Annotated in this window: 28 protein-coding genes; 24 read left to right on the forward strand and 4 right to left on the reverse strand. The window is 70.6% G+C overall.

Annotation, left to right across the window (positions count from 1 at the left end; translation table 11 throughout):
- The first annotated feature begins 57 nt into the window (after positions 1-57).
- From H0487_RS00760 to H0487_RS00785, 6 genes are all read left to right on the forward strand, one after another.
- Positions 58-978 (forward strand): glycosyltransferase family 2 protein, encoded by a 921-nt coding sequence (locus tag H0487_RS00760; RefSeq protein WP_183092309.1) that lies wholly within the window; start codon positions 58-60, stop codon positions 976-978.
- Positions 975-2,558: a hypothetical protein gene (locus H0487_RS00765; RefSeq protein ID WP_183092310.1), complete on the forward strand. Its 1,584-nt coding sequence runs from the start codon at positions 975-977 to the stop codon at positions 2,556-2,558. Before H0487_RS00760 ends, H0487_RS00765 begins: the two co-directional genes overlap by 4 nt.
- A gap of 64 nt (positions 2,559-2,622) precedes the next feature.
- Positions 2,623-4,623, forward strand: coding sequence for a threonine--tRNA ligase (gene thrS / locus H0487_RS00770; RefSeq protein ID WP_183092311.1), 2,001 nt, complete (start codon positions 2,623-2,625; stop codon positions 4,621-4,623).
- 10 nt (positions 4,624-4,633) lie between these two features.
- Positions 4,634-5,608 carry a glycoside hydrolase family 25 domain-containing protein gene (locus H0487_RS00775; RefSeq protein ID WP_183092312.1) on the forward strand — a complete coding sequence of 325 codons (975 nt, stop codon included), beginning with the start codon at positions 4,634-4,636 and terminating at the stop codon, positions 5,606-5,608.
- 27 nt (positions 5,609-5,635) lie between these two features.
- Positions 5,636-6,364, forward strand: a complete 729-nt coding sequence (locus H0487_RS00780) for a TetR/AcrR family transcriptional regulator (RefSeq protein ID WP_183092313.1) — start codon at positions 5,636-5,638, stop codon at positions 6,362-6,364.
- A complete protein-coding gene (locus tag H0487_RS00785; protein WP_312855775.1) occupies positions 6,361-6,894 on the forward strand; it encodes an HIT family protein in 534 nt (177 codons plus the stop codon). The genes H0487_RS00780 and H0487_RS00785 overlap by 4 nt, the downstream gene beginning before the upstream one ends.
- Here H0487_RS00785 and H0487_RS00790 read toward each other — a convergent pair.
- Together H0487_RS00790 and H0487_RS00795 are read right to left on the reverse strand one after the other, a co-directional pair.
- Positions 6,891-7,664 (reverse strand): maleylpyruvate isomerase family mycothiol-dependent enzyme, encoded by a 774-nt coding sequence (locus H0487_RS00790; RefSeq protein WP_183092314.1) that lies wholly within the window; start codon positions 7,662-7,664, stop codon positions 6,891-6,893. The genes H0487_RS00785 and H0487_RS00790 overlap by 4 nt on opposite strands.
- A gap of 27 nt (positions 7,665-7,691) precedes the next feature.
- Positions 7,692-8,249: a TetR/AcrR family transcriptional regulator gene (locus tag H0487_RS00795; RefSeq protein WP_183092315.1), complete on the reverse strand. Its 558-nt coding sequence runs from the start codon at positions 8,247-8,249 to the stop codon at positions 7,692-7,694.
- A 117-nt stretch (positions 8,250-8,366) separates the two neighbouring features.
- Here H0487_RS00795 and pgsA point away from each other — a divergent pair, with 117 nt between their 5' ends.
- Together pgsA and pdxS are read left to right on the forward strand one after the other, a co-directional pair.
- Positions 8,367-9,020: a phosphatidylinositol phosphate synthase gene (gene pgsA, locus H0487_RS00800; RefSeq protein ID WP_183092316.1), complete on the forward strand. Its 654-nt coding sequence runs from the start codon at positions 8,367-8,369 to the stop codon at positions 9,018-9,020.
- Positions 9,021-9,036: 16 nt separating this feature from the next.
- Entirely contained in the window at positions 9,037-9,930 is an 894-nt protein-coding gene (gene pdxS, locus H0487_RS00805; RefSeq protein ID WP_183092317.1) for a pyridoxal 5'-phosphate synthase lyase subunit PdxS, read from the forward strand.
- Between the two features lie 13 nt (positions 9,931-9,943).
- On the opposite strand, the gene H0487_RS00810 is transcribed toward pdxS, so the two are convergent.
- Positions 9,944-10,723: a hypothetical protein gene (locus H0487_RS00810; protein ID WP_183092318.1), complete on the reverse strand. Its 780-nt coding sequence runs from the start codon at positions 10,721-10,723 to the stop codon at positions 9,944-9,946.
- 108 nt (positions 10,724-10,831) lie between these two features.
- Here H0487_RS00810 and H0487_RS00815 point away from each other — a divergent pair, with 108 nt between their 5' ends.
- The 16 genes from H0487_RS00815 (at position 10,832) to H0487_RS24430 (ending at position 24,645) form a co-directional block, all read left to right on the forward strand.
- Positions 10,832-11,383, forward strand: a complete 552-nt coding sequence (locus H0487_RS00815) for an alternate-type signal peptide domain-containing protein (protein WP_183092319.1) — start codon at positions 10,832-10,834, stop codon at positions 11,381-11,383.
- Positions 11,384-11,387: 4 nt separating this feature from the next.
- Positions 11,388-11,951, forward strand: a complete 564-nt coding sequence (locus tag H0487_RS00820; protein ID WP_183092320.1) for a signal peptidase I — start codon at positions 11,388-11,390, stop codon at positions 11,949-11,951.
- Positions 11,948-12,580: a hypothetical protein gene (locus H0487_RS00825; RefSeq protein ID WP_183092321.1), complete on the forward strand. Its 633-nt coding sequence runs from the start codon at positions 11,948-11,950 to the stop codon at positions 12,578-12,580. Before H0487_RS00820 ends, H0487_RS00825 begins: the two co-directional genes overlap by 4 nt.
- Positions 12,573-13,178 (forward strand): TasA family protein, encoded by a 606-nt coding sequence (locus tag H0487_RS00830; protein WP_183092322.1) that lies wholly within the window; start codon positions 12,573-12,575, stop codon positions 13,176-13,178. The genes H0487_RS00825 and H0487_RS00830 overlap by 8 nt, the downstream gene beginning before the upstream one ends.
- Positions 13,175-14,176, forward strand: coding sequence for a signal peptidase I (locus H0487_RS00835; RefSeq protein WP_183092323.1), 1,002 nt, complete (start codon positions 13,175-13,177; stop codon positions 14,174-14,176). Before H0487_RS00830 ends, H0487_RS00835 begins: the two co-directional genes overlap by 4 nt.
- 24 nt (positions 14,177-14,200) lie before the next feature.
- Complete coding sequence (gene pdxT / locus H0487_RS00840) at positions 14,201-14,797, forward strand: pyridoxal 5'-phosphate synthase glutaminase subunit PdxT (RefSeq protein ID WP_312855776.1); 597 nt, start codon at positions 14,201-14,203, stop codon at positions 14,795-14,797.
- A gap of 45 nt (positions 14,798-14,842) precedes the next feature.
- Positions 14,843-15,610 (forward strand): YebC/PmpR family DNA-binding transcriptional regulator, encoded by a 768-nt coding sequence (locus tag H0487_RS00845; protein WP_183092324.1) that lies wholly within the window; start codon positions 14,843-14,845, stop codon positions 15,608-15,610.
- An 83-nt stretch (positions 15,611-15,693) separates the two neighbouring features.
- Positions 15,694-16,218: a crossover junction endodeoxyribonuclease RuvC gene (gene ruvC / locus H0487_RS00850; RefSeq protein ID WP_183092325.1), complete on the forward strand. Its 525-nt coding sequence runs from the start codon at positions 15,694-15,696 to the stop codon at positions 16,216-16,218.
- Positions 16,215-16,814, forward strand: a complete 600-nt coding sequence (ruvA, locus tag H0487_RS00855) for a Holliday junction branch migration protein RuvA (RefSeq protein WP_183092326.1) — start codon at positions 16,215-16,217, stop codon at positions 16,812-16,814. The genes ruvC and ruvA overlap by 4 nt, the downstream gene beginning before the upstream one ends.
- Before the next feature lie 5 nt (positions 16,815-16,819).
- Positions 16,820-17,899, forward strand: a complete 1,080-nt coding sequence (ruvB, locus tag H0487_RS00860; protein ID WP_183092327.1) for a Holliday junction branch migration DNA helicase RuvB — start codon at positions 16,820-16,822, stop codon at positions 17,897-17,899.
- Positions 17,900-18,059: 160 nt separating this feature from the next.
- Complete coding sequence (yajC, locus tag H0487_RS00865) at positions 18,060-18,404, forward strand: preprotein translocase subunit YajC (protein ID WP_183092328.1); 345 nt, start codon at positions 18,060-18,062, stop codon at positions 18,402-18,404.
- Between the two features lies 1 nt (position 18,405).
- On the forward strand, positions 18,406-20,181 hold the full coding sequence (secD, locus tag H0487_RS00870) for a protein translocase subunit SecD (protein ID WP_183092329.1): 1,776 nt from the start codon (positions 18,406-18,408) through the stop codon (positions 20,179-20,181).
- Positions 20,181-21,455 (forward strand): protein translocase subunit SecF, encoded by a 1,275-nt coding sequence (gene secF / locus H0487_RS00875; RefSeq protein ID WP_183092330.1) that lies wholly within the window; start codon positions 20,181-20,183, stop codon positions 21,453-21,455. Before secD ends, secF begins: the two co-directional genes overlap by 1 nt.
- A gap of 15 nt (positions 21,456-21,470) precedes the next feature.
- Complete coding sequence (locus tag H0487_RS00880; protein WP_312855777.1) at positions 21,471-22,013, forward strand: adenine phosphoribosyltransferase; 543 nt, start codon at positions 21,471-21,473, stop codon at positions 22,011-22,013.
- A gap of 30 nt (positions 22,014-22,043) precedes the next feature.
- Positions 22,044-24,371 carry a RelA/SpoT family protein gene (locus tag H0487_RS00885; RefSeq protein ID WP_183092332.1) on the forward strand — a complete coding sequence of 776 codons (2,328 nt, stop codon included), beginning with the start codon at positions 22,044-22,046 and terminating at the stop codon, positions 24,369-24,371.
- Positions 24,372-24,423: 52 nt separating this feature from the next.
- Positions 24,424-24,645 (forward strand): hypothetical protein, encoded by a 222-nt coding sequence (locus tag H0487_RS24430; protein WP_376766660.1) that lies wholly within the window; start codon positions 24,424-24,426, stop codon positions 24,643-24,645.
- Here the strand turns inward: H0487_RS24430 and H0487_RS00895 are convergent.
- Positions 24,566-25,807, reverse strand: a complete 1,242-nt coding sequence (locus tag H0487_RS00895; protein ID WP_312855778.1) for a DUF349 domain-containing protein — start codon at positions 25,805-25,807, stop codon at positions 24,566-24,568. The two genes, H0487_RS24430 and H0487_RS00895, sit on opposite strands and share 80 nt — an antisense overlap.
- Between the last annotated feature and the right edge of the window lie 31 nt (positions 25,808-25,838).

Here is a 25,838-nt window from a genome sequence, read left to right on the forward strand (position 1 = left end):
CGCAGGCGTTAGGCGGCAGTTCCGCGGCGACGGCACCGTGCCCGTCATCGTGCCCGCATGCTGTGGGTGGTGGTGCCGGCGTTCAACGAGGCCGAGGCGCTCCCGACGGTCGTCCCCTGGATCCTCGAGCAGGTCCGCGCGGTCGACCCGAAGGGACAGGTCCTCGTCGTCGACGACGGCTCGACGGACAGGACGTCCGAGGTGGTGCGCGGGCTGGTCGCCGAGCACGAGGGCGTCCGCCTGGAGACACTGCGGCACAACCGTGGCAAGGCCGCGGCGCTGCAACGCGGGTTCGCGGCGGCCCTCGCGGAAGGCGCCACCGAGATCGCGATGATGGACGCCGACGGGCAGGACGATCCCGGTGAGCTCTCGAGGCTGCTCGCGCGGCTCGACGAGGGCGCCGACCTCGTCACCGGCGCCCGGCTGGTCCGGCGCGACCGGTTCGTCAAGCGCACCACGTCGCGGTTCTACAACTCCACCACCGCGCTGATCAGCGGCGCACCCGGCCGTGACTTCAACTCCGGCTTCAAGCTGATGCGGGCCGAGGTCGCCGAGGACGTCTCTCCGATGCTGTACGGCGAGATGCACCGCTACCTCACGGTCATCGCGCACCACTCCGGCCACCGGGTCGCCGAGGTCCCGGTCGAGCACCACCCCCGGATCGCGGGAAGCTCGAAGTACGGCATCGCCCGGTTCTGGCGGGGGTTCGCCGACCTGGTGACGGTCCGGTTCCTCCTCGCCTACGAGAACCGCCCGTCCCACCTGTTCAGCGGCGTCGGCCTGGCCAGCATGCTGCTCGGCACGCTCGCCCTGGCCTACCTCGGTGTCCTCAAGGTGACGGGCGACGCGATCGGCGGCCGGCCGCTGCTCATCACCGCTGTGATGCTGGTGACGGTCGGTCTCCAGCTGGTCCTGTTCGGGCTGCTCGCCGAGCTCGTCGTCCACGCGCGCAACGTCAACCGGCGGGAGCGGCTGTGATCCCGAAGGCTCCGCCGCGGATCCTGTCCGCCGCGGCGCTCGGAGTGGTCCTCGCGTGCGTGCTGATGACCTTCGTCGGGGGCTGGGGGACCGGCATCTCCTGGGACGAGACCTTCCACGTCCAACGACTCGGCAGCTACCTGGACCACGGCTGGTACGTCCTCCCGTGGGACCTCGAGGGCGGCGAGCCCGAGCCCGGGCACAAGGCATCCCACGTCTACGCGCCGGTCACGGCCCTCCTCGCGCACGGCGTCGCGATCCTGTGGGGCACCGACACCGCGAGCACCGTGGGCACGACGCCGGAGGCCTTCGCCGTCCGCCACCTGGTGGTGAGCGCACTGTCGGTGGTGGGGCTCGCCGCGACGGCCGTCACCGCCCGGATCGCCCTGCGCTCCTGGCAGTGGGGTGCGATCGCCGCGGCAGTCCTGGTGGCGACGCCGATGTGGACCGGCCACGCGATGTGGAACATCAAGGACGTCCCGGTCGCCGCCGGGTATGCCGTCGTCACCCTCGGCCTGGTGCTGCTCGTCCGGAGCCGGCAGGGCGACCGCACCCCGTACGTCGGCGCCGCGGTGCTGTTCGCCGGCGCCGTCCTCATGGTCGGCACCCGACCCGGGATGTGGGCGGGCCTGGCCGCCAGCTCCGGGATCGCCCTCCTGCTGCTCTGGTTCGGCGGCCGCCGTCGACGCATCCCGCTCCTCGTCGGGTCGCTGGTGGCGGTCTACCTCGCGCTCTGGGCGATCTACCCCCAGGCCTTCGGCAACCCGGTCGACCTGCTGTGGGGCTCCGCGACCGAGTCCGCCGACTTCAACGAGACCGAGGGCCACTGGTGGTGGATCCCGGCGAACGTCTTCACCGAAGTGCCGTGGCTGCTTCTCGCCGCCTCCGTGCCCGGCGTGGCGGTGCTCCAGCGCGAGGTCCGGGAACGGACCGAGCTGGGGGAGGTCGGGGCGCTTCTCGCCACCCAGGCCCTGGTGCTCCCGATCGTCGCGATCGTCATGGACTCCAACGTCTACACCGGCCTGCGCCAGTTCCTCTTCGTCGCGCCGGCGATGGCCGTCGTCGCCGCGATCGGGCTCGCCCACGTGACAGGGCTCGATCGCTGGTGGCGGTTGGGGCCTCGAGCGCTGCTGGCCTTCGCCGTGGCCACCGTCGTCCTACCGACACTCGACCAGGCGCGCCTGTTCCCCTACAACTACGCGTGGGCGGCGCCGGTGCCCGACGCCGTCGGTCTCGGCTTCACCACCGACTACTGGCGCACCAGCGTCCGGGCGCTGGCGCCGTCGATACCGGCCGACGCGACGGTCGTCTGCGGTCCTGAGCTCCAGGACGACCACACGGTGAACCCCGACGAGGTCAAGGCCCGCAACTGCCCGGCCGACGGCATCGGCCCGCTGCGGCCCTACCGTGAGGAGATGGCGGGGGAGTGGAGCGGCATCGCCGACCACTTCATCATCGTCGTCAGCGGCGAGCAGTTCCTGCCCGACAACTGCGCGGTCCTCGACGCCGTCGACCGGTGGGCGCACTTCCGGCGGCAGCGGATGGGGTACGTCGCGGAGTGCTGGCCCGCGGACGGGTGAGCCCTGGTGCCGCGAACGCCGAACTCGCGCGCGGAGCCGGGGAGGCGGTCGATACGCTGGAGCCATGTCTGAGATCAAGGTCGCCGTCCTGTCCGCTGATGCGCGCCAGGACTCGACCGTGACCACGGGCACCAAGGCCTGGGAGCTGTTCAAGGACACCCCGGACGTCATCGCGGCCCGCGTGGGCGGCGCGCTCAAGGACCTCGCCTACGAGCTCGCCGACGGCGATGAGGTCGAGGGCGTCGCGATCGACAGCCCGGACGGGCGCGACATCCTGCGGCACTCCTGCGCCCACGTGCTCGCGCAGGCGGTGCAGGACCTGTTCCCGGACGCCAAGCTCGGCATCGGCCCGCCGATCAAGGACGGCTTCTACTACGACTTCGACGTCGAGACCCCGTTCACCCCGGCCGACCTCGACAAGCTCGAGACCCGGATGCGCAAGATCATCAAGGACAACCAGCGGTTCTCCCGTCGGGTCACCACCGACGAGGACGCGCTGGTCGAGCTGGCCGGCGAGCCCTACAAGGTCGAGCTGATCGGGCTCAAGGGTGGCGGCAACGCCGAGGACGCGGCCCAGGAAATTGCAGAGGGTGCCGGCGCCGAGGTCGGCGCGGGCGAGCTCACCATCTACGACAACATCGACCGCAACGGCGAGGTCGCCTGGAAGGACCTGTGCCGCGGGCCGCACCTGCCCACCACCAAGCGGATCCCGGCGTTCAAGCTGATGCGCTCCGCGGCGGCGTACTGGCGCGGCGACGAGAAGAACAAGCAGCTGCAGCGCGTTTACGGCACCGCCTGGGAGACCAAGGAGGCGCTGGAGGACCACCTGCACCGGCTCGAGGAGGCCGAGCGGCGCGACCACCGCAAGCTCGGTCGCGAGCTCGACCTGTTCAGCTTCCCCGACGAGATCGGGTCCGGCCTCGCGGTCTTCCACCCCAAGGGCGGGGTCATCAAGCGGGAGATGGAGGACTACGTCCGCCGCCGGCACATCGAGGAGGGTTTCTCCTACGTCGGTACCCCCCACATCACCAAGGACCAGCTCTTCTACACCTCGGGGCACCTGCCGTACTACGCGGACACCATGTTCCCGCCCATGGAGTTCGAGGGCTCGAACTACATGATCAAGCCGATGAACTGCCCGATGCACAACCTGATCTACCGGTCGCGCGGACGGTCCTACCGCGAGCTGCCGCTGCGGCTCTTCGAGTTCGGCTCGGTCTACCGCTACGAGAAGTCGGGCGTGATCCACGGCCTCACCCGGGTCCGCGGCCTCACCCAGGACGACTCGCACTCCTACGTGACCCCCGAGCAGGCACCTGGCGAGGTCAAGCACCTGCTCGAGTTCGTGCTCGGCCTGCTGCGCGACTTCGGGATCGACGACTACTACCTGGAGCTCTCGACCCGCGACGACTCCAAGCCCGACAAGTTCATCGGCGCTGAGGAGGAATGGGCGGTCGCGACCAAGGTGCTGGAGGACGTCGCGATCGAGTCCGGCCTCGAGCTCGTGGCCGACCCCGGCGGCGCGGCCTTCTACGGCCCGAAGATCTCCGTGCAGGCCAAGGACGCCATCGGCCGGACCTGGCAGATGTCGACGATCCAGTACGACTTCAGCCAGCCCAAGGGCTTCGACCTGGAGTACGTCGCCTCCGACGGCACCAAGCAGCAGCCGGTGATGATCCACTCGGCGAAGTTCGGTTCGCTCGAGCGGTTCTTCGGCGTGCTCGTCGAGCACTACGCCGGTGCCTTCCCCCCGTGGCTGGCGCCGGTCCAGGTCGAGGCGATCCCGGTCGCCGACGCCTTCTCCGACTATCTGCACGACGTGGCGAGGCAGATGCGCGCCCGCGGGATCCGGGTCGAGGTCGACGACTCCGACGACCGGATGCAGAAGAAGATCCGCAACGCACAGCTCCAGAAGGTGCCGTTCATGCTGATCGCCGGGGCCGAGGACGTCGAGAAGGGCGCGGTCTCGTTCCGCTACCGGGACGGGCGGCAGGACAACGGCGTGCCGATCGCCGAAGCGATCGAACGGGTGGCCGCGGCCATCGCGTCCCGCGAGCAGGTCTGAGAAGCCGGCGATGGCGGGGGGCGCGGCACGTCAGGTCGGGCTCGGCCTCCTGCTGAGCCTGGCCCTGGGCCTGACCGCGGCGTGCAGCGAGGACGACGCGACCCCCGAGGCCGCTCCGACGACGACCGAGCCCACGAAGGACAAGAAGCAGCGCAACCGCGACAACGGCCAGCAGGGCCAGCCCGGGGACGAGGCCGGCGACCTGGCCGACATGGCCGAGGACCTGGCCAACGACGCGCGCGGCACCATCCCGCCGCGCGCCGGCGAGGTGCTGGGCGCGGACATCAGCTGGCCGCAGTGCCCGAAGGGGATGGGGATCCCCGAGAAGCAGTCGCTGGGCCTGCCGATGCCGGTCGACGAGGCGGAGTTCGTCGTCGTCGGGCTCACCAACGGGCCGGGGTTCACCCCGAACCCGTGCCTGGCCGACCAGGTCGCGTGGGTGGAGGAGCGCGAGCTGATGATCTCCGCCTACGCCGTCGCGAGCTATCCCGACGACGCGACCCTCGCCCGCTACGAGTGGGACGGCCCTTTCGACGGCACCCGACTGGCGGGGCGGCTCCGCAACGTCGGCTACCAGCAGGCGCGGTTCAACGTCGTCTCGATGATCGAGGCCGGACTCGAGACGCCGATCGTCTGGATCGACGTGGAGCCGGTGCCGGACTTCGAGTGGAGTGCCGACAAGGCCGCCAACGCCGCCGTCGTCGAGGGTGCGGCGCGGGCCTACACGGAGGCCGGATACTCGATCGGCGTGTACTCGACGCCGTACCTCTGGGACGGCGTGGTCGGCGATTTCGAGCTCGGCGTGCCCGAGTGGCGGGCCGCGGGCCGGACGTCGCGCGACGAGGCCCTCGCCCGGTGCGGTGACGACTGGTCGATCCAGGGCGGCACGGCTGTGCTGGGGCAGTGGGTCGCCGACAACCGCGACCACAACGTCACTTGTCCCGGGATCGCGCAGGACCTCGGACGCTGGTTCCACCGTTCGTGAGCCCGGCGACCGGGATACGCTGATCCGGTGACCGACGAGCGGGGCGACGACCGCGAGTACGGCGGCGATGGACGCCGCCTTCGTTGGCTCGCCCACAACCAGGCTCGCCGCCGGGTGATCATCGACGCCGCGATCCGGGTGCTCGAGCGGGCCGAGCCGGGCGAGGACATCCAGGTCCAGCTCATCGCGGAGGAGGCCGGCCTCGCGCGGACGGTCCTGTACCGGCACTTCCACGACCGGGTCGACCTCGACCTGGCCGTCCAGCAGAAGATCTGCAAGGACGTCGGCAAGGTGCTGCTGCCCTCGCTGTCCTTCAACGGCGAGCCGGTCGTCATCATCCGCCGCGTGGTCGACGCCTTCGTGAAGTGGGCGGTCGCTCACCCGACGCTGTTCTGGTTCGTCGAGCTCGAGCTGCCCGGCCCGGGACCGCACCCGCTCTCCGAGGCGATCGAGGGGGTCGGGGAGCAGATCGAGACCCTGATGAACACGGTCGTCAACTTCTACGGCGTCGAGCTGAGCGCCGACGACCGTGCGGGCCTGGACCCGTGGGTGTTCGGGCTCATCGGCCAGGTCTTCTCCAGCGTGCGGCGCTGGTCGTCGCGGCTGGAGGTCACGCCGGGAGCCGACCACCTGGTGAGCATGCTCGCGGAGTCGCTGTGGCACCAGATCGACGGCATCGCGCGGTCGCGCGGCATCGAGGTCCCCGACGTACCGCTCAACGAGCTGCTCGTCACGCTGGAGCAGCCGGCGCCGTGACCGACCCCGACGGCCTGGAGCGTCTCTGGACGCCCCACCGGATGGCCTACGTCCGAACGGCAGCGGACGAGCCCGCTCCCGACCCCGACCTGCCCGCCTGCCCGTTCTGCCGGATCACGGTCGACCCGGCGACCTCGCGCGACGACGCGCTCGTCGTGGCCCGCGGCGCGTCGGCGTACGCCGTGCTCAACCTGTATCCGTACAACCCCGGCCACCTGATGGTGCTGCCCTACCGGCACGTGGCCGACTACACCGACCTCGACGCGGCCGAGACCGCGGAGGTCGCCGACCTCACCAAGCAGGCCCTCGAGACGATCCGGCGCGTCGCGCAGCCGCACGCCTTCAACGTGGGGATCAACCTCGGCGGGGTCGCCGGGGGCTCCCTGTCGGGACACCTGCACCAGCACGTCGTCCCGCGCTGGTCCGGCGACGCGAACTTCATGACGGTCGTCGCCGGCACCAAGACGCTGCCACAGCTCCTCGAGGAGACCCGCGACCTGCTCGCCGCGGCCTGGGTCCAGGACGGCTAGAACGGCACCTGGACGGCGAGCAGCCCGGGGGCGTCGGCGCGTCCGCTGATCGCACGGCAGAAGCCGACCGCGTCCATCGAGATCCGCTCGCCGCCGTTGCCACGCTGCCAGTGGCCTCCTGCCGGCCCGGTGAGCTCGAGGTCGTACGACGCGTCGTGACGGCGGGACCACTCGTCGACGACGTCGGCCACGATCGCTCCGTCGTGCTCGGCGGTGAGCACCGGCTCGGTCCCGGTCGCGGCCGCGATGTCCATCCGGTGCAGCCAGGGGTCGCGGGTGAGGATGACGTCACTTAGGAAGCCGATCACCCAGTGCTCGTCCTGGCCGTTGAGGTGTTGAGGGTCCGGGAACGGGCGGCTGCGGATGAACGGTGGCGTGAACCGGCGGCCTCGGGCTGCGCGCGGCCCGATGCTCCGGGCTGCGTCGGCGATCCGGGCCGGTGACCAGTCGGCGCGCTCGGCGACCTGCAACCCGGTGAGCGCGTCGATCGCCACGAGGCCGTCGGCCCGTGCGATCGCGGTCGCCTTCTTCTGCTGACGCGCCATCTCCCAGGGCGTGCTGACCATGGTCGCCATGCCGACCATGTGGCAGGCGAGCTGACGGACGTCCCACTCGGTGCAGGGGGTCGGGCGCGACCAGTCGGCAGCGCTGAGGGCCGCCAGGGTCGCGGTGGTGCGCTCGTACTCGGTGGCGGCGAGCCTCATGGCCAGCCGGCGGGGGATCTGGGGGCGGACGAGTCGCTCGGCGTCCGTCGGGGTGGTGGTCTTCATGGTCGGGCTCCGGGAGTGGGTAGTGGGTCAGTCGGAGGAGAGCGGAAGGCCGACGCTGTCGGCCCACATGTCGACGGCGCGTCGGACGACCGCGGTCACCCGGGTGCCGCCGGGGTCGTTGGCGAAGTGCTGGTTGATGAGGCCACCGATGACGGCGAACCAGATCAGGAACTCGTCGTCGGCGACGTCAGCGAGGGAGGCGACGGTCGCGCGGGCGTGCGCGACGACCCGCTCCGACGGCGCGAAGGCTTCGGGGGATGGCTCGAACCCGGGGATCAGCCGTTCGTTCATGAGCTGGTAGCGGGGCTGGTCGGCAATCGCGTAGTCGTAGAAGTGACGTGAGAGCTGGTGGACGGCGGTGCGAGGATCGGCGGAGAGGCCGTCGACCAGCGGCGGCAGCGTGGACTCGTAGTCGGTCCAGGCGTCGCCGAACATCGCATCGTAGATCGCCATCTTGGAGTCGAAGTGCGTGTAGAGGGACGGTGCCTGCATCCCGACCCGGGCAGCGACGTCGCGCAGCGTGATCTGGGTGAGGCCCACCTCACGGGCGATGTCCCAGGCCGCGTCGACGATCTCGCGGCGCACGGCCTCACGGCGTTCGGCTTTCCGATCACGAGTAGGCGTTCCTAACACAGTTAGGAGAATGCTCCGAGGGAGGTCGCGATGTCAAGGGTGGCGCCGGGATTCGTTACCGTTCGCGTCGTGCTCGACCGGTTCAAGGACTTCTGGCAGGGCGTCGTCCTCATGCCCTTCGTCAAGCTGTTCATCAAGCTCGGGATCAGTCCCGACACGGTGACGTTCGTCGGCACGCTCGGCGTGGTCGTCGGAGCGCTGGCGTTCTTCCCACGCGGGGAGCTGCTGGGCGGCGTCCTCTTCATCACCGCGTTCGTCTTCAGCGACCTCATCGACGGCAAGATGGCGCGGATCCTGGAGCGCAAGTCGCGATTCGGCGCGTTCTGGGACTCCACCCTCGACCGGATCGGGGACGGCGCGATCTTCGGCGGCCTGGCGCTCTACTTCGCCGGCCCCGGGGACGACTACGTCTACCTCTGCGTCTCGCTGTGGTGCCTGGTCATGGGGTCCGTCACGTCGTACGCCCGGGCGCGGGCCGAGTCGCTCGGCATGGACGCCAAGGGCGGCCTGGCCGAGCGCGCCGACCGGCTGGTCGCGATCCTCGTGATGACCGGTCTCGGCGACCTGCTCGACCTCCCGATCCTGATGGAGGTCACGCTCTGGACACTGGCGCTGGCCAGCACCTACACGGTGATCTTCCGGGTACGGAAGGTCTACCTCCAGGCGATCGTCCTGGACGCCCCGGGGACGACCGAGGCCGATGCGGGGGACAAGCCCGCATAGACCTAGAATCGTGCCCATGAGCGAGCAGCACGAACTGGGCACCACGAAGGTCAAGCGCGGCATGGCCGAGATGCTCAAGGGCGGCGTGATCATGGACGTGGTCAACGCCGAGCAGGCCAAGATCGCCGAGGACGCCGGTGCCGTCGCCGTGATGGCGCTGGAGCGCGTTCCCGCCGACATCCGCGCCCAGGGCGGCGTCTCGCGGATGAGCGACCCGGACATGATCGACGGCATCATCGAGGCCGTCTCGATCCCGGTGATGGCCAAGGCGCGCATCGGCCACTTCGCCGAGGCGCAGGTCCTGCAGAGCCTCGGTGTCGACTACATCGACGAGTCCGAGGTCCTCACCCCGGCCGACTACGCGAACCACATCGACAAGTGGAGCTTCACGGTTCCCTTCGTCTGCGGCGCGACCAACCTGGGTGAGGCGCTGCGGCGGATCACCGAGGGTGCGGCGATGATCCGCTCCAAGGGCGAGGCCGGCACCGGTGACGTCTCCAACGCGGTCACCCACATGCGGACCATCCGCGGCGAGCTCCGTCGCCTCGGCTCGCTGGCCGACGACGAGCTCTTCGTCGCGGCCAAGGAGCTGCAGGCGCCGTACGACCTCGTCGTCGAGGTCGCCCGCACCGGCAAGCTGCCCGTGGTCCTCTTCACCGCCGGCGGCATCGCGACGCCCGCCGACGCGGCGATGATGATGCAGCTCGGCGCCGAGGGCGTCTTCGTGGGCTCGGGCATCTTCAAGTCCGGCAACCCTGCACAGCGCGCCGAGGCGATCGTCAAGGCGACGACGTTCTTCGACGACCCCGACGTGGTCGCCAAGGTCTCCCGCGGTCTCGGCGAGGCCATGGTCGGCATCAACGTCGAGGACATCCCTCAGCCGCACCGGCTCGCCGAGCGCGGCTGGTAGTCCCCGGGGCGACCTAGCGCCGGAGCTCCGGGCAGGCGAGCTCGGCGCGGTCGTCCGCGTCGAGCGCGTCGTAGTCGCCGACCAGCTCGAGGACCGAGCCGTCGACCGGGTCGAGGTAGACGCGGAAGTCGTAGGGGTCCTGCGCCCACCAGAGCTGGGGCTCACCTCCGTCGGACACGGTGTACTCACCGGACGGCGGGCCCATCAGCGCGACGATCTCGTCGCGGGACTGGTCGGGTGAGAGCAGGCACCACGCATCGACCCAACGGGCCGCCTCATCGTCGCCCGCCCGGCTCTCGGTGGAGAACACCCGCCAGCGAGCGCGGTGATAGACCATGCGCACGGTGACGTCGGCGGTGACGTCGGCGGTGACGTCGGGGTCGGCGGACGCCCTGAGACGGACAGCGAGCAGCGCGTCCTCCTCGGTCTGCTGGGTCACCTCGAGGTCGACGACATCGCTCGCGAAGCCAGGGTCCTCCCACAGCAGCGCCTCGAACCCCGCGCACGGGTCGCCCAGCTCGGCCCGGTCCACCAGGATCGCCTGGTAGCGCAGGTCGATGGTGAGCTCGGGCGCCTGGAGCGCGCATGCCGCCTCGGCGTCCTGAGCGGCCAGCGCGGCGAGCCAGGCACGATAGGCCGCCTCCGGTCCGTCCGGGACCTCCGGGCTGAGGGTCCCGACGACGTCGCGGCGCACCTCGCCCCGACTGGGCTCGGGATCGTCCCCGCAGGCGCTCAGGGTTGCGAGAAGGCTGCCGATCACCAACGTGGTGAGTCCTGCGCGCACGACCCGCAAGGCATTCCTCCTCAGAGTTGGATCCGCCGTTCCGAAGATTAAAGCGGGACGGTGGAGGACCATCGTCCCAAGGGACGTCTTGGGAGGGACGCCCCGGGAGGGAACATCATGAACAAGTCAACGAAGGGCGCCCTGGCTGCCGGAGCAGCCGCGGTCCTCTTGGTCGGCGGTGCCGGGACGCTCGCGTTCTGGGCCGACGACGAGACCGTGCCCGGCGGCACCATCGACGCCGGCCACCTCGACCTGACCACCGATGGCACCAACACCGGGTGCGGTGTCTGGGAGCTCGACTCGGGAGAGGCGGCGCCCGTCACCTGGAACGACGGCGACCCGCTCGTGCCCGGGGACGTTCTCGCCATGGAGTGCGCGTTCACGATCGACGCGCAGGGCAACCACCTGCGCGCCACCGTGTCGGCGTCCGCCCCCAACCTCACCGGCAGTCTCGCAGCGGGGCTCGACATCGATGCGGTCGGCCTGACCGTCAACAACGTCGCGGCCACGGAGTTCACCGAGGCCAACGACGGCCAGGCGCTCGGCGTGACCGTGACGGTGACCTTCACCGACCCCGGGAGCGTCGACAACACCTACAACGACCCGGCCACGGACGTCTCGGCAGTGCTCGACGACATCACCGTGACCGCCACCCAGGTCCACAGCTAGCGTCATGCGCGCGGCGCTCGGGTTCGGGCGCCTCGTGCTGGCCTGGTGCGTGATCCTCGGCGCCGGCAGCGTGCTGCTGGCGGCCGTGGTCGTGCCGCGGCTCGTGGGGGCGACGACGTACGACGTACAGACCGGGTCCATGCGGCCCGGCCTGCCTCCCGGCACGCTCGTCGTGGTGCGTCCGGTCGAGCCCGAGCAGATCGGGATCGGGACGGTGGTCACCTACCAGCTCGTGTCGGGGGAACCGACGGTCGTCACCCACCGGGTGGTCGAGGTCGGCGTCAACCACGTGACCGGCGACCGGCTGTTCCGGACCCAGGGCGACGCCAACGACGCGGTCGACCCGGGGCTCGTCCGACCGGTCCAGGTGCGGGGCGAGGTCTGGTACGCGGTGCCGTACGTCGGACGGCTGAACGACCTGTTCGCCGGTCGGCCAGGCCTTCCGCTGCTCGCCGTGGTCGCCGGGCTGCTGGGCTACGCGGCCTGGATGTTCGGGGGAGCAGCGCGCGAGCGGCGCACGCGCCGCGCGCCCGTCACCGCGGAGGAAGGGGAGCTGGTCGGGTCATGAAGGTCCGTTGGTTGGTGCTCGCAGCAGTCCTGGCACCGGTCGCGTTCGCGACCGCGGCCGGTCCTGCGCGCGCCGCCGACGACCCGATCGCGCTCAGCGCCGACGGCGTGACCTGGGGCCATGCCCTCTCCTCCCCGCTGTTCACCCGCGACCACGTCTGGGTGCCGGGTGACGTCCAGACCCGCTCGTTCTACGTCCGCAACGACGGCCCGACAGGCGCCCGGCTCACCGTCGCCCTCCAGGCCGGGGACAGCGACCGCCTCCTCTCCGACCGCGACCTGGCGCTGTCGGCGCGGGCAGCGACCGGTCCGTGGACCCGGGTCCGCAACGGCGGTGACGTCGCGCCGCTCGTGCGCGACGCCCTCGAGCAGGGCGAGTCGGTCCGGGTCGACCTGCGGGCCTCGTTCCGCTGGCGGTCGACGAACGAGTCGATGGTCGACCAGGTGCCGCTCCAGGTCGTGGTGGTGCTGCGTCAGGACGGCCACCTCACCGACGACGAGACCGACGTGACCCTGCCCGGTGTGGGCAGCACCGTGCCGTGGTGGCTGCTCACCGTCGCGGTCTGCTGCCTGCTCGGCGGCGTCACGATCGTGCTCATCTCCCGGCACCGGGAGGAGCGCCATGAGTAGGCACGTCGCGGCCCGTCGTACCGGTCGGATCAGGGCGGTCCTCTGCCTCGCGCTGCTGGCAGGCCTCGGGGCCACGACCAGCCTCGCCTACTGGACCGACGACGTGGCGATCTCGGGATCGACCTTCACCGCGGCGACGCTGGACCTCGAGGTCGACAACGCCGACCCGTTCGCAGGAGCGACCGTGCTGTCGATGACCGACATGGTCCCGGGAGCGACCTCGGCGCAGGTGCTCACGATCAAGAACGCCGGCACCGCACCGCTGAAGTACACCCTGGTCGGCGGGCTGACCGGCGGTGGGGCTTCGGCCTACAACACCGCGGCCGCGCTCCGGCTCACCGTCGTCCTCAACGGCACCAAGTCCGGGTCCGGCAACACCAGCACGTGCACCGGTGGCACCGTCCTCTACGGACCGACCGCGCTGACCAGCACGACGACCACCTCGATCCTCGCCAAGCGCCCGGCATCCCCGCTCGCGACCACGGCCACGGAGTCCCTGTGCTTCCAGGTCACCTTCGACTCCGCCGCCCCGTCCTCGCTCCAGGGCGCCTCCGTCAACGCGGTGTTCACCGCGACCGGCACCTCGGACACCTCGTGAGCAGGCTGCGCAGCATCGCCGGTCTCGCCCGCGACCTCCTGCTCTCGGCCGGCGCGGCGCTCGGGCTGCTCGTCCTCGTCGCGATGGTCGTGGGACTCGCCGTCGGAGTGCGGCCCGTGGTCATCACCTCCGGGTCGATGGAGCCGTCGATCGGGACCGGCGCGCTCGTCCTGTCCCGGACGGTGCCCGCCGGCGACGTCGACGTCGGCGACGTGGTCACCGTCCGTTCGCCGACCGGCTCCCGGGTCACCCACCGCGTGGTCGACGTCGACCGCGACGGCGGGCTCGTCGTGCTGCGGCTCAAGGGCGACGCCAACGCGGGCGCGGACCCGATGGGCTATCCCGCGAGCGAGGTCGGCGAGGCCGTGGTCCACGTGCCCTACGTCGGATACGCGTTGATGGCGGTCCGGACACCCGTCGGGCTGGTGGTGCTCGGCGCGCTCGTCATGCTGCTCGTGCTCGTGGCCGTGCGGGGGAGCGCCGGTCGTCGGGAGCCGAAGCGGGGCAGGCACGCCGGCGGAACGCCCAGGGGCCGGTCTTCTGGGCACTCTTCTGGGCACTCTTCTGGACACCGCGCAGCGCACGGTGCGCGGCGCCGTGCGCGTGGTCGTCGTACGGCGGTCGCGGCAGCGACAGCCGCGGTCGTGGCTGCGACGCCGGGCGTCGCCGACGCGGCGCCGTGGACCGACGACGTCGCGGTGAGCGGGACGTCGTTCTCCGCCTACACCCTCCCCGCGCCGACGCTCAGCTGCGGAGGGCTCGGCGTGCTGTCGGTGACCTTCAACTGGACCGCTGTCGCGGGTGCGACCGGCTACGAGCTGACGGCCGGCGGGACGACGTACCCCGTCCAGGCGACGACCAGCAGGACGATCGTCGCCGCGATCACCGGTGGGACCGCCACGGTCCGCGCGGTGCGGGACTTCGGTTCGACGACCTGGACGTCCGTCGCCTCCAACCAGCGCACCTACACGGTTGCGGTGGTCAGTCTCTGCTCCTGAGGACGCGACGACTAACCTCCTCCCGTGCCTCGTCCCGTGCCTCGTCCCGTGCCGGTGATCGGTGTCTTCGCGCTCCAGGGCGACGTCCGCGAGCACCTCGCGACGCTCACGGAGCTCGGTGTGGAAGCGATCCCGGTCCGGCGCCCGGTCGAGCTGGAGCGCTGCGACGGCCTGGTGCTGCCGGGCGGCGAGTCCACCACCATGGCCAAGCTGGCCCGCACCTTCGAGCTGCTCGAGCCGCTGCGGGAGCGGGTGCGCGCGGGCATGCCGACCTTCGGCACCTGCGCCGGCATGATCCTGCTCGCCGACCGGATCCTCGACGGGGCGGTCGGCCAGGAGACCATCGGCGGGCTCGACGTGACCGTGCGGCGCAACGCGTTCGGCCGGCAGGTCGACTCCTTCGAGGCGGACCTCGACGTGCGCGGTCTCGACGCACCCGTCCACGCCGTGTTCATCCGCGCGCCGTGGGTGGAGGAGGTCGGTGCCGACGTCGAGGTGCTCGCCGAGGCCGAGGGGCATCCGGTCGCCGTACGGCAGGGGCACCTGATGGCCACGTCGTTCCACCCCGAGGTCGCGGACGACGGTCGCATCCACCGGCTCTTCCTGGACCTGGTGGGCTAGGTAGACTCGCCCGCTGGCAGGGACGGTAGGACGGAAGAGGGACACATGTCGGGCCACTCCAAATGGGCGACCACGAAGCACAAGAAGGCCGCGATCGACGCCAAGCGCGGCAAGCTCTTCGCGAAGCTGATCAAGAACATTGAGATCGCCGCGAAGATGGGCGGTCCCGACCCGGCTGGCAACCCGACCCTCTACGACGCGATCCAGAAGGCGAAGAAGCAGTCGGTCCCCAACAAGAACATCGACTCCGCGGTCAAGCGCGGCGGTGGCCTCGAGGGCGGCGGCGTCAACTACGAGACGATCATGTACGAGGTCTACGGACCTCAAGGCGTGGCGCTCCTCGTCGAGTGCCTCACCGACAACAAGAACCGTGCCGCGATGGAGGTCCGCACCGCGGTCACCCGCAACGGCGGCACCATGGCTGACCCCGGCTCCGTCTCCCGGCTGTTCACCCGCAAGGGCGTGGTCGTCGTGGCGAAGTCCCAGGAGGGCAAGGACGTCTCGGAGGATGACGTGCTCGAGGCCACCCTCGACGCGGGCGCCGAGGAGGTCGCCGACCTCGGTGAGGCCTTCGAGGTCCAGTCCGAGGCCTCCGACGTCGTCGCGGTCCGTACGGCGCTCCAGGCCGCCGGCATCGACTACGACTCCGCCGAGGTCCAGTTCGTGGCCTCGATGGACATCCCGGTCGCCGACGCCGACGCCGCCGGCAAGGTCTTCAAGCTGATCGACGCCGTCGACGACCTCGACGACGTCCAGAACGTGTTCACCAACGCCGACGTCCCGGACGAGGTCATGGAGGCCGTCGACGCCTGACCGGGGCCCCGCGTGTCGCGCTGAATCGGGGCGTCGCCTCGGGCTAGCCTGCGAACAGATGTTCGACAGGAAGGTGAGCGCGGATGCGTGTGCTCGGGATCGATCCCGGTCTGACCCGCTGCGGGATGGGCGTGGTCGAGGGCGACGTGGGTCGTCCGCTTCGCCTCGTCGACGTCAACGTCCTCCGTACGTCGTCGCACCTGGCGGTCCCTGAGCGGCTGGTCTCCATCGAGAAGGGCATCGATGCCTGGATCGACGAGCACCAGCCCGACGCGGTCGCCGTGGAGCGGGTGTTCGCCCGCTCCGACGTCAGCACCGTGATGGGCACCGCCCAGGCCAGCGGGATCGCGATGGTGTGTGCAGCGCGGCGGGGGATCCCGGTCGCGCTGCACACCCCCAGCGAGGTCAAGGCGGCCGTCTCCGGCAACGGACGCGCCGACAAGGCCCAGGTCGGCGCGATGGTCACCCGCATCCTGCGCCTCGACGCCATGCCGAAGCCGGCCGACGCCGCCGATGCGCTGGCGCTGGCGATCACCCACATCTGGCGGGGCGGTGCCCAGGCCAGGATCGACGCCGCCGTCGCTGCGGCAGGGAAGGGGCGCCGATGATCGCGCACGTCCGGGGCCGGGTCGCGGCCGTCACGCTCTCCAGCGCCGTGCTCGAGGTCGGGGGAGTCGGGCTCGAGCTCATGTGCACGCCCGGCACGCTCGCCGGGCTGCGGACCGGTCACGAGGCGACCCTGCCGACCAGCCTCGTGGTCCGCGAGGACTCGCTGACCCTCTTCGGGTTCGCCGACGACGAGGAGAAGACGGTCTTCGAGCTCGTCCAGACCGCGTCGGGAGTGGGGCCCAAGCTCGCCCAGGCGATCCTCGCGGTGCTCTCGCCCGACGGGGTCCGCGCCGCGATCACCTCCGACGACGTCAAGACGCTCACGAAGGTCCCCGGGATCGGCCAGAAGGGCGCGCAGCGGATCATCCTCGAGCTCAAGGACCGGATCGGCGCGCCGGTCGGCCGCGCCGGTGCCGCCGTCGCGGTCGCCGCGGCCGAGCCGTGGCGCGACCAGGTGGCGCAGGGCCTGATGGGCCTGGGCTACCACCCCAAGGACGCCGACAAGGCGGTCGAGGCGGTCTCCGGCGACGTCGGCGACAGCCCCGATGTCGGCCTGCTGCTGCGCGCGGCCCTCCGGACCCTGTCGAAGGCCTGATCGCCATGCCCTTCCACGAGGACGAGCTCGACGTCGCCGAGGAGAGCCACCTCCGCTCGCTCACCGCGGTCGAGGCCGAGGGTGACGAGCGCGCCATCGAAGCGGCTCTGCGCCCCCGCAGCCTCGATGAGGTCGTCGGCCAGACCCGCGTCCGCGACCAGCTCGGCCTGGTCCTCGAGGCCGCCCGCCGACGGGGGCGCGCGCCTGACCACGTGCTGCTCTCCGGCCCGCCGGGGCTCGGCAAGACCACGCTCTCGATGATCATCGCCCACGAGATGAACGCCGCGCTCCGCCTCACCAGCGGCCCGGCCATCACTCACGCCGGTGACCTCGCGGCGATCCTGTCCGGCCTCAACGAGGGCGACGTCCTCTTCGTCGACGAGATCCACCGGATGTCCCGGCCGGCCGAGGAGATGCTCTACCTCGCCATGGAGGACTTCCGGGTCGACGTCATCATCGGCAAGGGCCCCGGCGCGACGGCGATCCCGCTGGAGATCCCGCCGTTCACCCTCGTCGGCGCGACCACCCGGGCCGGCCTGCTGCCGGGACCGCTGCGCGACCGCTTCGGGTTCACCGCCCACCTGGAGTTCTACGAGCCGGCCGACCTCGACACGATCGTGCACCGATCCGCGGGACTGCTCGACGTGCCCCTCACGCCCGAGGGCTCGGCGGAGATCGCGTCTCGCTCACGGGGCACGCCCCGGATCGCCAACCGGCTGCTGCGCCGGGTCCGTGACTTCGCCCAGGTCCGCGCCGACGGGATCGTCACGCACGCCGTGGCTCATGCCGCGCTCGACCTCTACGAGGTCGACGAGCTCGGGCTCGACCGGCTTGACCGTGCGGTCGTCGACGCGCTGTGCCGCCGCTTCGGCGGGGGACCGGTCGGCGTCTCGACCCTCGCCGTCGCTGTCGGCGAGGAGCGGGAGACCGTCGAGGAGGTCGCGGAGCCCTTCCTCGTCCGGATGGGCTTCCTGGCGCGGACGCCGCGCGGCCGGATCGCCACGCCTGCGGCGTGGGCGCACCTGGGACTCGTACCGCCTCCGGCAACGGTCGACGCGGTCGACCCGACCCTGTTCGAGGAGTAGCCGCGGCGCCGTTCGCAACCGGATCCCGCTTCCGCCGTACGGCGATGTGGGCTGGCTAACACGCGCGGCTACACTTGCCCGTCGGCCCGCCCGGGCACCGTGCGCCCCGCCCGGAACCGGTCGTGAGCCGCGTCCAGGTAGACCCTCGGAAGGCTCTTTGGTGAAGGAAATCGCTCCCCTGCTGTGGATCGTCGCGATCGTCGCGATCTTCTGGCTGCTGATCATCCGGCCCGCCCAGCGGCGCCAGCGAGAGATCTCCCAGGTGCAGGCCTCCATCGTCCCCGGAGAGACGGTCGTCCTGACCTCCGGCATCTTCGCCACCGTGAGCGAGGTCGACGACGCGTTCCTCATGCTGGAGGTCGCTCCGGGCGTCGTCATCAAGGTCGCGCGTGCCGCCGTCGGCTCGGTCGTGCGTTCCGAGGACGCCTTCGACGAGGAGGCCCCGGACGCGGCGGAGCCGACCGACTCCGAGACCTTCGAGACCACCGACACCGAGGAGCGCTGACGTGGCTGCGCGTCGCCACCGGCCCGGCCGGACCCTGATCGTCTTCTTCCTGGGCGTCGCCGTGATGTTCGGACTGGTCGCCCTGGCCGGGTCGTGGAAGCCGGCTCTCGGTCTCGACCTGCAGGGTGGCCTCAGGGTGACCCTGACAGCGAAGGGCGACCCGAGCCCGGAGAACTTCGAGGAAGCCCGCCGGATCATCGACCAGCGCGTCAACGGATCCGGCATCTCCGAGGCCGAGGTCACGGCGCAGTCAGGGCGCTTCATCGTGGTCGAGATCCCTGGCTCGACCGAGAACCGGCGCGAGCTCGAGGAGCTCGTCAAGCGGCAGGCCCAGCTGCGGTTCCGGCTCGTCGCCTGCGTCGAGGGCGCTGCTGACGCGTGTGCGACCGGCAGCCCGCTCGGCCGGGCACCGCTGGCGATCGACCACGAGCCCGGCCACGAGGGCAGGAAGGGCGGCAAGAAGGGCGACAAGGGCACCGACGAGCCCACCGACACCGCCAGCCCGACCGACGAGCCGTCGGACACCCCGACCGACGAGCCCACCGATACCCCGACCGACGTGCCCACCGAGGAGCCGGCCGCCGACGGCCCGCGCACGGCCGACGACGAGCTGGCCTGGGCGGCCTCGCCCGACGCGGAGTCCGTCGCGCTGTTCAACAGCCTCCAGTGCACCGAGGACGGCGGCACCGTCACCACCGACGAGCAGGGCGCGACCGTCCCCGCTCCGCAGGAGGACGACCCGGACCAGCCGCTGGTCGCCTGCGAGATCGGCGAAGACGGCGGTGTCATCAAGTACCTGCTGTCGCGCTCGGTCATCGAGGGTGCTGAGCTCGACGACGCCGGCGCCGGCATCCCGCAGGGCGAGGTCGAGTGGGCCGTCACCCTGGACCTCGGCAACGACAAGGACAAGGCCCGGCCCAAGGGCTCGACGGGTGCCGAGGACGACTTCGAGGTCATCTCCGAGCGGCTCGTCGGGAGCGGTGGACAGTTCGCGATCGTGCTCGACGGGGTCGTGCTCTCGGCTCCGCAGATGGAGGCGGTGATCCGGGACGGCCGGTCCCAGATCACGGGCAACTTCACCGAGGAGAGCGCCACCGACCTGGGCAACAGCCTGAAGTTCGGTGCGCTCCCGATCGCGTTCGATGACGAGGCGACGACCGACGACATCGGTCCGTCGCTGGCGGGCGACCAGCTCACCGCAGGGCTCACCGCGGGTGGCATCGGTCTTGGCCTGGTCATGCTCTACTGCCTGCTCTACTACCGCGGCCTCGGCCTGGTGGTCGTCAGCTCGCTGTTCGTGGCGGCTGGCATCACCTACGGGATGGTGCTGCTGCTGAGCGAGTCGGCCGGCTTCACGCTGACCCTTCCCGGCATCGCCGGCTTCATCATCGCCGTCGGCATCACCGCGGACTCGTTCGTCATCTACTTCGAACGCATCCGCGACGAGATGCGCGAAGGGAAGTCGATGCGGGTCGCGGTCGAGACCGGCTGGGCACGGGCCCGGGTCACCCGGTTCGCGGCCAACACGGTCAACCTGCTCGCGGCCCTGATCCTCTACCTGTTCGCCACTGGCGCGGTGAAGGGCTTCGGTTTCGCGCTCGGCCTGTCGACCCTGATCGACCTCGCCGTGCTGTTCTGGTTCACCAAGCCGCTGGTCTCCTGGCTGGCACAGTTCAAGATGTTCAACTCGGGTCACCGGCTCTCCGGTCTCAGCCCCGAGACGCTGGGTCTCGACGTACCGAAGGCCCGGACCGCGACGGCTGGAGGTAAGGCCTGATGGGCAAGATGTCGAGGCTCGGCAACGACCTCTACAACGGGCACAAGTCGATCGACTTCGTCGGTCGCCGCGGCCTCTTCTACGCGGTCTCGCTCGTGATCGTCGGGCTCGCGATCGCGGCGCTCTTCGTCAAGCCGCTCAACTTCGGCGTCGAGTTCCGTGGCGGCACCGAGCAGAAGATCACGGTCGCCTCCGGCGTCGACCAGGCCGACGCCGACGACCTGCGAGAGGCGATCGCCGACGCGGGCATCGAGAACGCCGAGAACCCGACGGTCACGACCGCAGGCAGCGACTCGCTGGTGCTGACGACGGACACGCTGTCCGACGAGGGCGATCAGCAGTCCGAGGAGGTCATCCTCGACCTGTTCCCCGACGTCGACCCCGAGGAGGACATCTCCGTCCAAAAGGTCGGCCCCAGCTGGGGTGAGGAGGTCGCGCAGCGCGCCCTCCTCGGCATCGGGGTCTTCCTCGTGATCGTGGTGCTCTTCATCGGCCTGTACTTCCGGGAGTGGAAGATGTCGGTGGGTGCCCTCGTCGCGCTGTTCCACGACGTCGCCATCACCATCGGTGTCTATGCGCTCTCGGGCTTCCAGGTGACGCCCGCAGCCGTGACCGGCCTGCTCGCCATCCTCGGCTTCTCGCTCTACGACACCGTCGTCGTGTTCGACAAGATCAAGGAGAACACCACCACGCTGCGCAAGAGCACGGAGTCCTATTCCGACGCGGCCAACCTCGCGGTCAACCAGACGCTGGTGCGCTCGATCAACACCAGCATCGTGGCGCTGATCCCGATCGGCGCGATCCTCTACGTGAGCGCCGTCCAGCTCGGCGCGAGCTCGCTGCAGGACCTCGCCCTCGCGCAGTTCGTCGGCATGGGTGCCGGCGTCTACTCGTCGGTCTTCCTCGCTCCCCGCATCGTGGTCCACCTCAAGTCCCGCGAGACGGAGATCGTCGAGCAGGCCCGGCGGGCCAAGGCGAAGAAGCGGGCCCTCGCCGATCGCTACGCTGCGGTCCCGTCGTTCCGCGAGAACATGCCGGTGATGGACCGCGCCGAGGGCGAGGACGCGCCGAGCGCGGCCGAGCGCGCTGCGGCACGCGCCGAAGCGGCCCGCAGCGACGAGGGCGTCGAGACCGGCAACAAGGCCCAGGCCTCCGACGATGCGATGGGCAAGGGCCGGACGGCTCCGGTGGCCCAGCGTCCGGTCTCCAAGAGCGCGAGCTCGGGTCGGCAGCAGCCGGCACGTCAGTCGCGCTCCAAGCGCGGCAAGAAGTAGCGGACGCCGGGCGTGGTGGTCGAGGCTGCTCGCGAGGCCCTTGGGCGGCTGGTGCGTGACGTCGTCGACTTCCCCGAACCGGGGATCGTCTTCAAGGACATCACGCCACTGCTCGCCGACCACGCCGGCTTCACGGCGGTCGTCGCGGGCCTGGCTGCGGCCGGCCGGGACACGGACGGGCTGCCGGTGGTCGACAAGGTCGTCGGCATGGAGGCGCGCGGCTTCATCTTCGCGGCTCCGGTGGCCCTGGCCCTCGGTGTCGGCTTCGTCCCGGTCCGCAAGGTCGGCAAGCTGCCCGGCGAGACGCACGCCGTGGCCTACGCCCTGGAGTACGGCGAGGCGACCCTCGAGGTGCATCGCGACGCGATCGCGCCGGGGGAGCGGGTCCTCGTCATCGACGACGTCCTCGCCACGGGCGGCACCGCTCGCGCGACCGTCGACCTGGTCGAGGCCTGCGGCGGCGAGGTGGTCGCGACGACGTTCCTGATGGAGCTCTCGTTCCTCCCCGGACGCGCCGCCCTGGGCGCCGTACCGGTCACGGCCCTGGCCGTGATCTGACGGTGACCAGGGCCGCATAGACTCGCGCCCATGAGCGAGGAACGGGCCAGCGACCGGCCGGTTCCTGCGCGCGCTCCCGAGGTTCCGGCGGGTGCCAGCGACATCGTCGGGGGCGGTCGGGGCATGCGGGCGCGGCTCGCGCGGATGGGGACCCGGACGCCGACGTCCAACCCGGTCCTCGAGCCGCTGTTCCGCGCGGTCCGGGCCAACCACCCCAAGGCCGACCTGCCGCTGCTGGAGCGGGCCTACGCCACCGCCGAGCGGCTCCACGGCACCCAGATGCGCAAGAGCGGCGATCCCTACATCACCCACCCGCTCGCGGTGACGACGATCCTCGCCGGGATCGGCATGACCGAGGCGACCCTGGTGGCCGCGCTCCTCCACGACACCGTCGAGGACACGCCGTACACGCTCGAGGAGTGTCGTCGCGACTTCGGTGACGAGGTCGCCCGGCTCGTCGACGGGGTGACCAAGCTCGACAAGGTGGTCTACGGCGACTCGGCACAGGCCGAGACGATCCGCAAGATGATCGTGGCGATGTCGCGCGACATCCGGGTCCTCGTCATCAAGCTCGCCGACCGCCTCCACAACATGCGGACCCTGCGCTACGTGCCGCAGAAGAGCCAGGAGCGCACGGCCCGCGAGACCCTCGACATCTACGCGCCGCTGGCCCACCGGCTCGGCATGAACACGATCAAGTGGGAGCTGGAGGACCTCGCCTTCGCGACCCTGCACCCCAAGATCTACGACGAGATCGTGCGGATGGTCGCCGAGCGCGCGCCGTCGCGCGACCAGTTCCTCGCCGAGGTGATCACCCAGGTCGAGAAGGACCTGCGCGAGGCCAAGATCAAGGCGACCGTGACCGGGCGGCCGAAGCACTACTACTCGATCTACCAGAAGATGATCGTCGGCGGCCGCGACTTCTCCGACATCTACGACCTGGTCGGCATCCGGATCCTCGTCGAGGAGGACCGCGACTGCTACGGCGTCCTCGGCGTGCTGCACTCGCGCTGGAACCCGGTGCTCGGCCGGTTCAAGGACTACGTCGCGATGCCGAAGTTCAACATGTACCAGTCGCTGCACACCTCGGTGATCGGCCCGCAGGGCAAGCCGGTCGAGATGCAGATCCGGACCTTCTCGATGCACCGGCGGGCCGAGTACGGCGTCGCGGCGCACTGGAAGTACAAGGAGGACGGCCGCACCGGCACTGACACCGACAAGCGTGGCGACATGGACGACATGTCCTGGGTCCGCCAGCTCCTCGACTGGCAGAGCGAGGTGGACGACCCGGGGGAGTTCCTGGAGTCGCTGCGCTTCGAGATCAACCAGACCGAGACCTACGTCTTCACGCCGCGTGGCGACGTGATCGCGCTGCCGTCGAGCTCGACGCCGGTGGACTTCGCCTACGCCGTCCACACCGAGGTCGGTCACCACACGATCGGTGCCCGGGTCAACGGTCGCCTGGTCCCGCTGGAGTCGACCCTCGAGAACGGCGACGTGGTCGAGGTCTTCACCTCGAAGTCGCCGACGGCCGCGCCGTCGCGCGACTGGCTGAACTTCGTGCAGTCGCAGCGGGCCCGCTCCAAGATCAAGCAGTGGTTCACCAAGGAGCGGCGCGAGGAGGCGATCGACCACGGCAAGGACGAGATCGCCAAGCTCATGCGCAAGGAGGGCCTGCCCCTCAAGCGGCTGCTCACCCATGACTCGCTCAACCTGGTGGCGGAGCACTTCCGACTGGCCGACGTCTCCGCTCTGTACGCCGCCGTCGGCGAGGGCAACCTCGGGGCCCAGGCGGTCGTCCGCCGCGTCATCGAGATGCACGGCGGCGACGAGGGGGCCCAGGAGGACCTGGCCGAGGCGGTCACCATCACCGGGCGGCGCGGTCGCCCGCGCCGGCTCGCGCCGGGCACCGACGCAGGCGTCGTGGTCAAGGGTGCGCCCGACGTGTGGGTCAAGCTGGCCAAGTGCTGCACCCCGGTGCCTCCGGACCCGATCCTCGGCTTCGTCACGAAGGGCGGGGGCGTCTCGGTCCACCGGCGCGACTGCACCAACGCCGAGAACCTGATGGGGCAGCCGGAGAAGGTGCTCGAGGTCGAGTGGGCGCCGACGGGTCAGACGACGTTCCTGGTCAACATCCAGGTCGAGGCGCTCGACCGCTCACGTCTGCTGTCGGACATCACGATGGTGCTCTCCGACGCCCACGTGAACATCCTGTCGGCCAACCTGACCACCACCCGCGACCGGGTCGCCAAGACCCGGTTCACCTTCGAGATGGCCGACGCCAAGCACCTCGACACCGTGCTCAAGAACGTCAGGAGCATCCCCGGCGTCTTCGACGCCTACCGCGTCACCCAGTAGTCCCAGTCGAATCCGTACCTACCTGGGCCGAATCCGTACCTACCTGAGTCGAATCGGGCGCTATCGGCGTACTGCTCGCGGCTCGACAGCGGTAGGTCCGGATTCGACAGCGGTAGGTACGGATTCGACAGCGGTAGGTACGGATTCGACTCAGGAAGGTACGGATTCGGCTCAGGAAGGTACGGATTCGCGGGTCAGCTGTAGTCGGCGGACGCTCGCTTCGCCATGTCGAGGAAGGAGCGGCGGCCCTCGAGGTTCTCCTCGAGCTCCTTGATCCGCTTCTGGTCGCCGGCGGCGCGAGCCTTCTCGAGCTTGGCCTCGGCCTCGGCGATGGCGGTCTCGAGCTTGACGACCATGTCGTCGGCACGAGCCGACTTCTCGGGGTCGGTGCGCTTCCAGTGCTCGTCCTCGACCTTGCGGATCGCCTGCTCGACGGTGCGCATCCGGCCCTCGAGGTCCTTGATGCGGTCGCGGGGGACCTTGCCGGCCTCGTCCCAGCGGTCGGCGACGTCGCGGAAGCTGCGCTTGATCGCGTCCAGGTCGCCGGTGCCGTCCTGGAGCGCGGGCAGCAGTGCCTCCGCCTCGACGATGAGCTGCTCCTTCACCGCGGCGTTGGCAGCGAACTCCTCGTCGAGCGCGGCGTTGGCGGCGTCGCGGGCACCGAAGAAGGTGTCCTGGGCGCCGCGGAAGCGCTTCCACAGCTCGTCGTCGACTCCCTTCGGCGCCGGACCGGCGGCCTTCCACTGCCGCATCAGCTCGCGGTACTGGCCGGCGGTGGGCCCCCACTCGGTGGAGGATGCGAGGGCCTCGGCCTCCCTGGCGAGGCGCTCCTTGACCACACGGGCCACCTCGCGCTTCTCGTCCTGCTCGGCGAAATGGACCTTGCGTGCCTTGGTGTAGGCCGACCGTGCGGAGGAGAACCGCTTCCACAGGGCGTCGTCGGCGGCCTTGTCGATCCGCGGCAGCTGCTTCCACTGGTCGAGCAGCTCACGGAGCCGGTTGGCGCCGTTCTTCCAGTCACGGCCCTGAGCGATGCCCTCCGCCTCAGCCGCGAGCGTCTCCTTCTGCTCCTTGGCCTCGGTGTTCTTGCGGGCCTTCTCGGCCCGGCGCGCCTCGCGCTGGGTGGCGATGACGGGGCCGAGCTCGTCGAGCCGGGCACCGAGGCCGGCGAGGTCGCCGACCGCGTGGGCGTCGACGAGCTGGGCCCGGACGGTCTTGACCGCGCTGACGGCTTCCTCGGGTGACAGCACGCCCGAGTTGACCCGCTTGTGGAGCAGGTCGACCTCGAGCGCGAGCGCTTCATAACGTCGTACGTAGAACGCCATCGCCTCCTCGGCGGTGGCATCAGGCATCTGTCCGACCGAACGTTCACCGTCGGCGGTCTTGACATAGACGGTGCCGTCGCCATCGACGCGGCCCCACTCGCTGGCAGTCACAATGGGCAATGCTAAGGGAGAGGTGCCTGGC

This window comes from Nocardioides stalactiti, from assembly GCF_014180715.1.
In the GTDB taxonomy this organism is placed as follows: Bacteria; Actinomycetota; Actinomycetes; order Propionibacteriales; family Nocardioidaceae; genus Nocardioides; species Nocardioides stalactiti.

Excerpts from the sequence above, each read along its gene's own strand:
- H0487_RS00775 (WP_183092312.1), top strand. The coding sequence starts at position 4,634 with ATGGCGGGGGGCGCGGCACGTCAGGTCGGGCTCGGCCTCCTGCTGAGC.
- thrS (WP_183092311.1), top strand. The coding sequence starts at position 2,623 with ATGTCTGAGATCAAGGTCGCCGTCCTGTCCGCTGATGCGCGCCAGGAC.
- ruvA (WP_183092326.1), top strand. The coding sequence starts at position 16,215 with ATGATCGCGCACGTCCGGGGCCGGGTCGCGGCCGTCACGCTCTCCAGC.
- ruvC (WP_183092325.1), top strand. The coding sequence starts at position 15,694 with ATGCGTGTGCTCGGGATCGATCCCGGTCTGACCCGCTGCGGGATGGGC.
- H0487_RS00760 (WP_183092309.1), top strand. The coding sequence starts at position 58 with ATGCTGTGGGTGGTGGTGCCGGCGTTCAACGAGGCCGAGGCGCTCCCG.
- pdxS (WP_183092317.1), top strand. The coding sequence starts at position 9,037 with ATGAGCGAGCAGCACGAACTGGGCACCACGAAGGTCAAGCGCGGCATG.
- H0487_RS00830 (WP_183092322.1), top strand. The coding sequence starts at position 12,573 with ATGAGTAGGCACGTCGCGGCCCGTCGTACCGGTCGGATCAGGGCGGTC.
- H0487_RS00885 (WP_183092332.1), top strand. The coding sequence starts at position 22,044 with ATGAGCGAGGAACGGGCCAGCGACCGGCCGGTTCCTGCGCGCGCTCCC.
- secF (WP_183092330.1), top strand. The coding sequence starts at position 20,181 with ATGGGCAAGATGTCGAGGCTCGGCAACGACCTCTACAACGGGCACAAG.
- ruvB (WP_183092327.1), top strand. The coding sequence starts at position 16,820 with ATGCCCTTCCACGAGGACGAGCTCGACGTCGCCGAGGAGAGCCACCTC.
- H0487_RS00845 (WP_183092324.1), top strand. The coding sequence starts at position 14,843 with ATGTCGGGCCACTCCAAATGGGCGACCACGAAGCACAAGAAGGCCGCG.
- H0487_RS00790 (WP_183092314.1), bottom strand. The coding sequence starts at position 7,664 with ATGAAGACCACCACCCCGACGGACGCCGAGCGACTCGTCCGCCCCCAG.
- H0487_RS00820 (WP_183092320.1), top strand. The coding sequence starts at position 11,388 with ATGCGCGCGGCGCTCGGGTTCGGGCGCCTCGTGCTGGCCTGGTGCGTG.
- H0487_RS00815 (WP_183092319.1), top strand. The coding sequence starts at position 10,832 with ATGAACAAGTCAACGAAGGGCGCCCTGGCTGCCGGAGCAGCCGCGGTC.
- H0487_RS00825 (WP_183092321.1), top strand. The coding sequence starts at position 11,948 with ATGAAGGTCCGTTGGTTGGTGCTCGCAGCAGTCCTGGCACCGGTCGCG.